The organism is Mesorhizobium sp. WSM4813 (genome assembly GCF_055811555.1).
The window spans coordinates 1-7691 of the sequence record NZ_JBVVQU010000111.1; the positions used below are offsets into that span (position 1 = coordinate 1).

Sequence of the window (7691 nt, forward strand, 5' to 3'; positions counted from 1 at the left end):
CTCGTAAGGACGACCTTAAGAGCGCAGCCTCGCTATCCTGCCACGCTCGCGCAAGGCGGCCTTCGCCGGAGGCGTACTTTGAAGGCGACAAACGTGCCGGACAAGGCAACCATCGAAGCGACGACGAAGACCAGCAGCGCCGGATAGATGCGGGAGAACCGGCGCTTGAAAAACGCCTTGAGCGGATAGCGTTCGACAAAGAGAATCTCGGCCATGAGCCGGCCGCTGAGCACGAAGAAGAACTCGACGCCCATGACACCGAGGTTGATACCGGGAACGGTAAAGAAGTGCCCGATCAGCACCAGTGCGATCGACAAGCCGCGCCATCCGTCGAGATAGGCCAGCCTTGTTCTCGACGATGTGTCGACGGCGGAGCGGGACACGACAAGCTGCGTCGCCGAGATATCCGTCATGCCGGTCCTTTCGCATTTGAACGATGCGAAAGGGCTGCAGGCTACGACCGTGCGCTCCAAGCCCCGGCTCGCATTCCTCCAGGTATATTGCAGTGCAATAGAGCGCTGTGCAAGTGCGAGATGGCCACACTCCCCTGTACGGCCGTAAATACCCGAGAGCGACGAAAAAGGGCCGCAAAGGCCCCTTCCCAAAGCTGACAAACTCAATACCCGGCAATCGGTATCTTCAGGCGTTGGCAGCAGCCACCGCGCGCTTGGCCATCACCACGATCAGATTGGCGCGATAATCGGCCGAGGCATGGATGTCAGTCATCAAATCATCCGCCGGCACTTTCACTCCGTTGAGGGCAGCGGCGTCGAAATTCGTGGCAAGTGCCGCCTCGATTTCCTTCGAACGAAAGACGCCGTTATCGCCGGCCCCGGTGACGGCGACGCGGACTCCGTCCGCGCCCTTGGCCACGAACACACCGACGATCGCATAGCGCGAAGCCGGATTGCGGAATTTTTCATAGGCCGCCTTGGCCGGCGCGGTGAAGGTCACCGCGGTGACGATCTCGCCGTCCTCCAGTGCCGTCTCGAACAAGCCGGTGAAGAACGCGTCGGCGGCAATCTCGCGCCTGTTGGTGACGATGATGGCGTCGAGCGCAAGAAGTGCTGCCGGATAATCGGCCGCTGGGTCATTGTTGGCGATCGAGCCGCCGATCGTGCCCTTGTGGCGTACCGCCGGATCGCCGATCAGAGAAGCCATGTGGGCCAAGGCCGGACAGGCCGTCTTCAGCCTCTCATCGCGGGCGACGTCGTAATGCGTGGTGCCGGCGCGGATGGTGATGGTGCTGCCCGACACCTCGATGCCTTTCAATTCCTCGATATGCGAAAGGTCAACGAGATCGGACGGTGCGGCGAGCCGGGTCTTCATCGCGGGGATCAGCGTCATGCCGCCCGACAGCAGCTTCGCATCGCCGGTCTCGAGCAGCTTGACCGCATCGGCGACCGAGGCGGCACGGTGATAGTTGACTGAGTACATGGGACACTCCCGTGCGAGATAGTGAATAGTCAATCGTGAATAGTGAATAGTGAGTAGTTAGTAGTGAGGTGCCGCCTTAGCGAAGCGCTTTTCTATTCACTATTCACTATTCACTCCTTTCAGTGTTTCGTCGCCCGGATCGCTGCCCAGACCGTGGACGGCGATGCCGGCATGGCGATATCGGTTATGCCGATGGCGTCGGTGATGGCGTTGATCACTGCCGGCGGTGAGCCGATGGCGCCGGCCTCGCCGCAGCCCTTGATGCCGAGCGGATTGCCCGGGCACGGCGTGTTCGAGGTCGAGACCTTGAACGACGGCAGGTCGTCGGCGCGCGGCATGGTGTAATCCATATAGCTCGCAGTCAAAAGCTGCCCGCTAGCGTCGTAGCGGGTGCCCTCCAGCAAGGCCTGGCCGATGCCCTGGGCGACGCCGCCATGCACCTGGCCTTCGACGATCATCGGATTGATGATGTTGCCGAAATCGTCGGCGGCGACGAACTGGACGATCTCGGTGACGCCGGTTTCCGGATCGATCTCGACCTCGCAGACATAGCAGCCGGCCGGGAAAGTGAAGTTCGACGGATCGTAGAATGAAGTCTCCTTCAGCCCCGGCTCCATGCCGCCCGGCAGGTTATGGGCGGTATAGGCGGCGAGCGCCATCTGGAACCACGGCACTTGTCTGTCGGTGCCGGTGACCTTCAAGACACCGTTTTCGATGACGATGTCGCCCTCATCGGCCTCGAGCAGATGGGCGGCGATCTTCTTGGCCTTGGCCTCGACCTTGTCGAGCGCCTTGACAATGGCCGACATGCCGACGGCGCCTGAGCGCGAGCCGTAGGTGCCCATGCCCATCTGCACTTTGTCGGTATCGCCATGGACAATCGAGACGCTGTCGATCGGCACGCCGAAGCGCTGGTTGACCAGTTGCGCGAAGGTCGTCTCGTGGCCCTGGCCGTGGCTGTGCGAGCCGGTGAGCACCTCGATGGTGCCGGCGGCGTTGACGCGCACCTCGGCACTTTCCCAAAGGCCGACACCCGCTCCAAGACTGCCGACCGCCGCCGACGGCGCCAGCCCGCAGGCCTCGATATAGCAGCTCATGCCGATGCCGCGCAGCTTGCCTTTGGCTTTGGCGGCCGCCTTGCGCTGGGCAAAACCGGCATAGTCGGCAGCGGTCATCGCCGCGTCCAGCGAAGCGGCATAATCGCCGGCGTCATAGTTCATGATGACCGGTGTCTGGTGCGGGAACGACGTGATGAAGTTCTTTCGGCGAAGCTCCGCCGGCGACACGCCCAGCTCGCGTGCGGCGGTCTCGATCGTGCGTTCGAGCAGATAGGTAGCCTCCGGCCGCCCTGCGCCACGATAGGCGTCGACCGGCGCGGTGTTGGTGTAGACGGCGCGCACATTGGCGTGGATCGCCGGAATATCATATTGGCCCGACAACAGCGTCGCGTAGAGATAGGTCGGCACACAGGACGAGAACAGCGACATATAGGCGCCGAGATTGGCGATGGTATCGACCTTCAGCCCGGTGATCCTGTTGTCCTTGTCGAAGGCCATTTCGACCGTCGAGACATGGTCACGGCCATGGGCGTCGGTGAGAAAGCTCTCAGTGCGGTCGGCGACCCATTTGACCGGCACGCCGGTTTTCTTCGAGGCCCACAAGCAGATGATTTCTTCCGGATAGATGTAGATCTTCGAGCCGAAGCCGCCGCCGACGTCCGGCGCGATGACGCGCAGCTTGTTTTCGGGCGCGACATTGTAGAAAGCGCTCATCACCAGGCGCGCGAGATGCGGGTTCTGCGAGGTCGTCCAGCACGTGTAGTGGTCCTCGGCCTTGTCGTAATAGCCTAGCGCCGCACGCGGCTCCATGGCGTTGGGCACCAGCCGGTTGTTGACGATCTTCATGCGGGTGACGTGGGCAGCGGCCTTGATCGCCGCGTTGGTCGCCATGCTGTCGCCGAGCTCCCAGTCGAAAATCAGATTGCCTTCGGCTTCCGGATGGATTTGTGGTGCGCTCCTTTCGAGCGCCTTCGGAGCATCGACGACCGCCTTCAGTTCCTTGTAGGTGATGTCGACTGCTTCGGCCGCGTCGCGCGCCTGGCTCTTGGTTTCGGCAACCACGATGACCACCGCGTCGCCGACATAGCGGACCCTGTCGAAGGCCAGCGGCGACCACGCCCCCATCTTCATCGGCGAGCCGTCCTTGGAATGGATCATCCACCCGCAGATGAGATTGCCGATGCCGTCGGCCTTGAGCTCCTTGCCGGTCAGCACGCCGATGACGCCCGGCATCGCCTGGGCTTTTTTGACATCGATCTTCTTGATCTCAGCATGCGCGTGCGGGCTGCGCACGAAGGCCGCATGCTTCATGCCGGGAACCACCATGTCGTCGACATAGCGCCCGGCGCCGGTGATGAACCGCTTGTCTTCCTTGCGCGCTACACGAGCGCCAACACCTTCAATGCCCATCGCAGAAATTCCTCCCGAAAAAGTAGGGGAGTAGGGGAGTAAGGGAGTAGGGCAGTAGGGAATTAAGAGCCAAATCGCGTACTCCCCTACTCCCCTATTCCCCTACTCACTTCATCCCTCACGCAGCTTGCCTAGCCTTGCCCTTGGCGGCTCCCTTCGACATCGTCTCCGAAGCGGCGAGGATCGCCTTCACGATGTTGTGGTAGCCGGTGCAGCGGCAGATATTGCCTTCGAGCTCGGCCCGCACCGTGGCCTCGTCGAGGCCTTCGGGGTGACGGTTGATCATGTCGGTCGCCGTCATGATCATGCCCGGCGTGCAGAAACCGCACTGCAGCCCGTGGTGCTCCTTGAATGCCGCCTGCACCGGATGCAGGTCGGCGCCGTCCGCCAACCCTTCGATCGTCACGATGGTCGACCCGGAGGCTTGCACCGCAAGCATCGTGCAGGATTTTACCGCCTTGCCATCGACATGGATCACGCAGGCGCCGCATTGCGAAGTGTCGCAGCCGACATGCGTCCCGGTCAGGCCGAGATTTTCCCTCAAGAAATGAACCAGAAGCGTACGGTCTTCGGCAGTGCCGCTGACCCGCTTTCCGTTCACCGTCAACGATATCTCCGACATGAAACCTCCCTGGGTGCTACCTTGGTCGTTTGGCGTCGGTGGTGCCCGAGCCCTCCATCTGTCCGCTATTCTTATACCGCATAAAGCCCGTCTTAAACCGCATAAGGCCCGGAAAAAGTGCCGCGGAATGCCGAGATTGCGAGAATGCAGTTCGTCCGAAAATCCGCCTATTGTACTTTCGGTCACGCCGATGGGTCCGGCCCATTGCCAAAGCGTCACTTGAAGACAACAATGACTTCGACGCCGGCGCGCCAGACGCGCACAAAAAGAGCGTCGGAGGAAATGGAGGAGGAAGCCGCTGGCCAGTTCACGGACGCGCTATGCATGCGGCCTATCGGTTCTCACCACCGACGAACCCGACGCGGATGCGTTCGCCCGGGCGGTGGCGGTGGAAGCCGCGGCCATCGATGCGGGGTTCGCCCTGCTGTTTTTCTCGCAGAGTCTCCTTGAGGCAGTCGCCCTTTCGGAAGCGCTCAAGACCCACGCGCCGGCGCTCCACTATGCCGGCTGCTCGACGGCCGGCGAGATTACGCCCAAAGGCCTGGAGGAAGGCCAGGTCCTGGCCATGCTGCTTCCCTCCGGATCATTTTCGGCAGCCAGCACCATGGTCGAAAATCTGTCCTCATCGGGCATGGACGGGATCACCAGCGAAGTCGAGGCGCTGAGGCGTTCGTTACGCGGCCGCGTCGGGTACGAACGGTCCAACACCACCTTCGCGCTCTGCTTCATCGACGGGCTGTCCTATGCCGAAGAAGCGGTGACCTCCGCCATCCATTGGGGGCTCGACGATATTCCACTGATCGGCGGGTCGGCCGGCGATGATCTGAAATTCGAGACGACGCGGCTGATCTCGAACGGCAAGGTTACCTCCGACAGCGCCATCATCGTGCTGATCACCACGGAAATTCCTTTCCACGTGTTCAAGACCGACAATTTCGTTCCCACCGACGAGAAGCTGGTGGTGACCGCGTCCGATCCCGATCACCGCACCGTGCGCGAATTCAACGCCACCAATGCCGCCGAGGAATATGCCGCCTCGGTCGGTGTCATCCCGCAGATGCTGACGCCGCTGAGTTTCGCCTCGCATCCGGTGGTGGTGAAAGTGGGCGGCGAATTTTACTGCCGCTCGATCCAGAAGATGCACGCGGACGGCTCGCTGTCGTTCTTCTGCGCCATCGACGATGGCGTCGTCCTTTCCATTGCCCAGCCCAAGAACATGGTTGAATCGACACGTGCCGCCCTTAGGGATGTCGAGGAAAGGCTTGGCGGCATCGACATGATCCTCGGCTTCGACTGCGTGCTGCGCAGGCTCGACGCGCGCAACCGGCAGGTCTTTCGGGAGATTTCGGAACTCTACAAGATCAACAACGTCATCGGCTTCGGCACCTATGGAGAGCAGTACCGGTCGATGCATCTGAACCAGACTTTCACGGGCATCGCCTTCGGAGAGCGGCAGGCGGCGGAGTAGGAGATTTTCATGCCGCTCAGGAACATCAACGACCTGGAAAAGCTGAAGAAGATCAACGCAGCCCTTGTCAGCCGAGTCGAGCGCTCGATGGATCAGCAGGCCAACGCGTTCTCGCTGTTCCAGACCGCGATTTCGCTCGAAAATCGAGTGCGTACGCGCACCGAGGAACTGCACTCGACACTGCGTAGATTGGAACAATCCAACATCGATCTCAGTGCCGCCAAGGAAAATGCCGAACTGGCGAACCTGTCTAAGACCAGGTTCCTGGCAGCCGCCAGCCACGACGTGCTGCAACCGTTGAACGCCGCACATCTCTCCGTCTCGGCGCTGGCCGAAGTGCAGACCAGCGACGAGGGCAAAAAACTGGTCCGGCAGGTCGAGCGGTCGCTGGAGACGATGGAGGACCTGCTCCGCACCCTGCTCGACATTTCCAAGCTCGACGCCGGCGTCGTGCAGCCCGATATCGGCGACGTCAGCCTGGAGATGCTGTTTTCATCGCTGCGCTCGGATTTCCTGCCGGTCGCCGAAATGAAGGGCCTGACGCTAAAATTCCGGCCGGTCAACGCCGTCGTGCGTTCGGACCGCACCTTGCTGCGTCGGATCCTGCAGAACATCCTTTCCAACGCGCTGCGCTACACCCGCTCCGGCGGCGTGCTGGTCGGCACCAGGCATCGCGGCGACACGATCCGTATCGATGTCGCCGATACCGGCTGCGGTATTCCCGACGACCAGCGCGAGGCCGTGTTCGAGGAATTCCACCGCGGCACGATCCCGACAGATGCCGGGCTTGCCGGCGGCGGGCTGGGATTGGGGCTGGCCATCGTGCGCCGCATCGCCGCCGCACTCGGCCATCCCGTGACGTTCTCGTCGAAGGTCGGACACGGCACGATTTTCCATATCGACGTTCCGGTCGGGATCGGCGCCAGCGTCGATGCCATTGCCAGCACCGCAGACATGGAGCGGCCGCGCGGCTACGGTCTGTTCGGCACAAAGGTGCTGCTGGTCGAGAACGACGTCGAGGTGCTGCAGGCGATGACATCCCTGCTCGAGCGCTGGCAATGCCTGGTGCGCCCCGCAACCTCGACCGATGCTGCACTCGACATGCTTGGCGATACGGACTGGGTGCCGGACATCGTCATAGCCGACCAGCATCTCGACGGCGGCGACCTCGGCACCACGACTATCGCCGAGGTTCGCGATTATCTCAGCCGCGCCGTGCCGGCGCTGATCGTCACCGCCGACGGTTCGGAGACCGTTGCCAAAGTCGCCCGCACCGCCGGCATCGAGCTGATGCGCAAGCCGCTGAAACCGGCACAACTGCGCGCGCTGCTGGCACATTTGCTGGCTTGATACCTTGCCCCCAGAAGACACGGGTCTTACATAGGCAGATCGCAAATCTTGAGATCGGCTGAAAACGCCTATCGCTTCGTCATCCCAGGGCGTAGCAAGGAGCGAAGCTCCGTCGCGGAGACCCTGGGATCCATGCCGTAACCTTGGCCGAAGGTGCCGCGGAGCAGAATTCTGCATTGCAGCGGTGCTCTCAAGTCGCGGCATGGATCCTGGGTCTGCGCCGCGTCGCTTCGCTCCTGCTTCGCCCTGGGATGACGAAGTTGGGGAGACCTAGAGCGTTCTGTTTTTAGGTAGACGCATATCCGGCGTTCTTGATGTAGTTGGCGCATTCCGCCGGCGTGTAATG

Annotated in this window: 6 protein-coding genes; 2 read left to right on the forward strand and 4 right to left on the reverse strand. The window is 61.9% G+C overall.

Annotated features, from left to right (window positions below):
* Positions 1-32: 32 nt before the first annotated feature.
* From AC0L25_RS31860 to AC0L25_RS31875, 4 genes are all read right to left on the reverse strand, one after another.
* The gene (locus tag AC0L25_RS31860; RefSeq protein WP_473599098.1) at positions 33-413 is read right to left on the reverse strand and encodes an acyltransferase family protein; all 381 of its coding nucleotides are present in this window, start codon (positions 411-413) and stop codon (positions 33-35) included.
* 226 nt (positions 414-639) lie between these two features.
* A complete protein-coding gene (locus AC0L25_RS31865) occupies positions 640-1437 on the reverse strand; it encodes an FAD binding domain-containing protein (protein ID WP_473599099.1) in 798 nt (265 codons plus the stop codon).
* Between the two features lie 119 nt (positions 1438-1556).
* Positions 1557-3905, reverse strand: coding sequence for a xanthine dehydrogenase family protein molybdopterin-binding subunit (locus tag AC0L25_RS31870; RefSeq protein ID WP_473599100.1), 2349 nt, complete (start codon positions 3903-3905; stop codon positions 1557-1559).
* A gap of 118 nt (positions 3906-4023) precedes the next feature.
* A complete protein-coding gene (locus tag AC0L25_RS31875; protein ID WP_473599101.1) occupies positions 4024-4527 on the reverse strand; it encodes a (2Fe-2S)-binding protein in 504 nt (167 codons plus the stop codon).
* Between the two features lie 298 nt (positions 4528-4825).
* Here AC0L25_RS31875 and AC0L25_RS31880 point away from each other — a divergent pair, with 298 nt between their 5' ends.
* A complete protein-coding gene (locus AC0L25_RS31880) occupies positions 4826-5995 on the forward strand; it encodes an FIST N-terminal domain-containing protein (protein ID WP_473599103.1) in 1170 nt (389 codons plus the stop codon).
* A 9-nt stretch (positions 5996-6004) separates the two neighbouring features.
* Positions 6005-7345, forward strand: a complete 1341-nt coding sequence (locus AC0L25_RS31885) for an ATP-binding response regulator (RefSeq protein ID WP_473599102.1) — start codon at positions 6005-6007, stop codon at positions 7343-7345.
* Positions 7346-7691 lie beyond the last annotated feature (346 nt).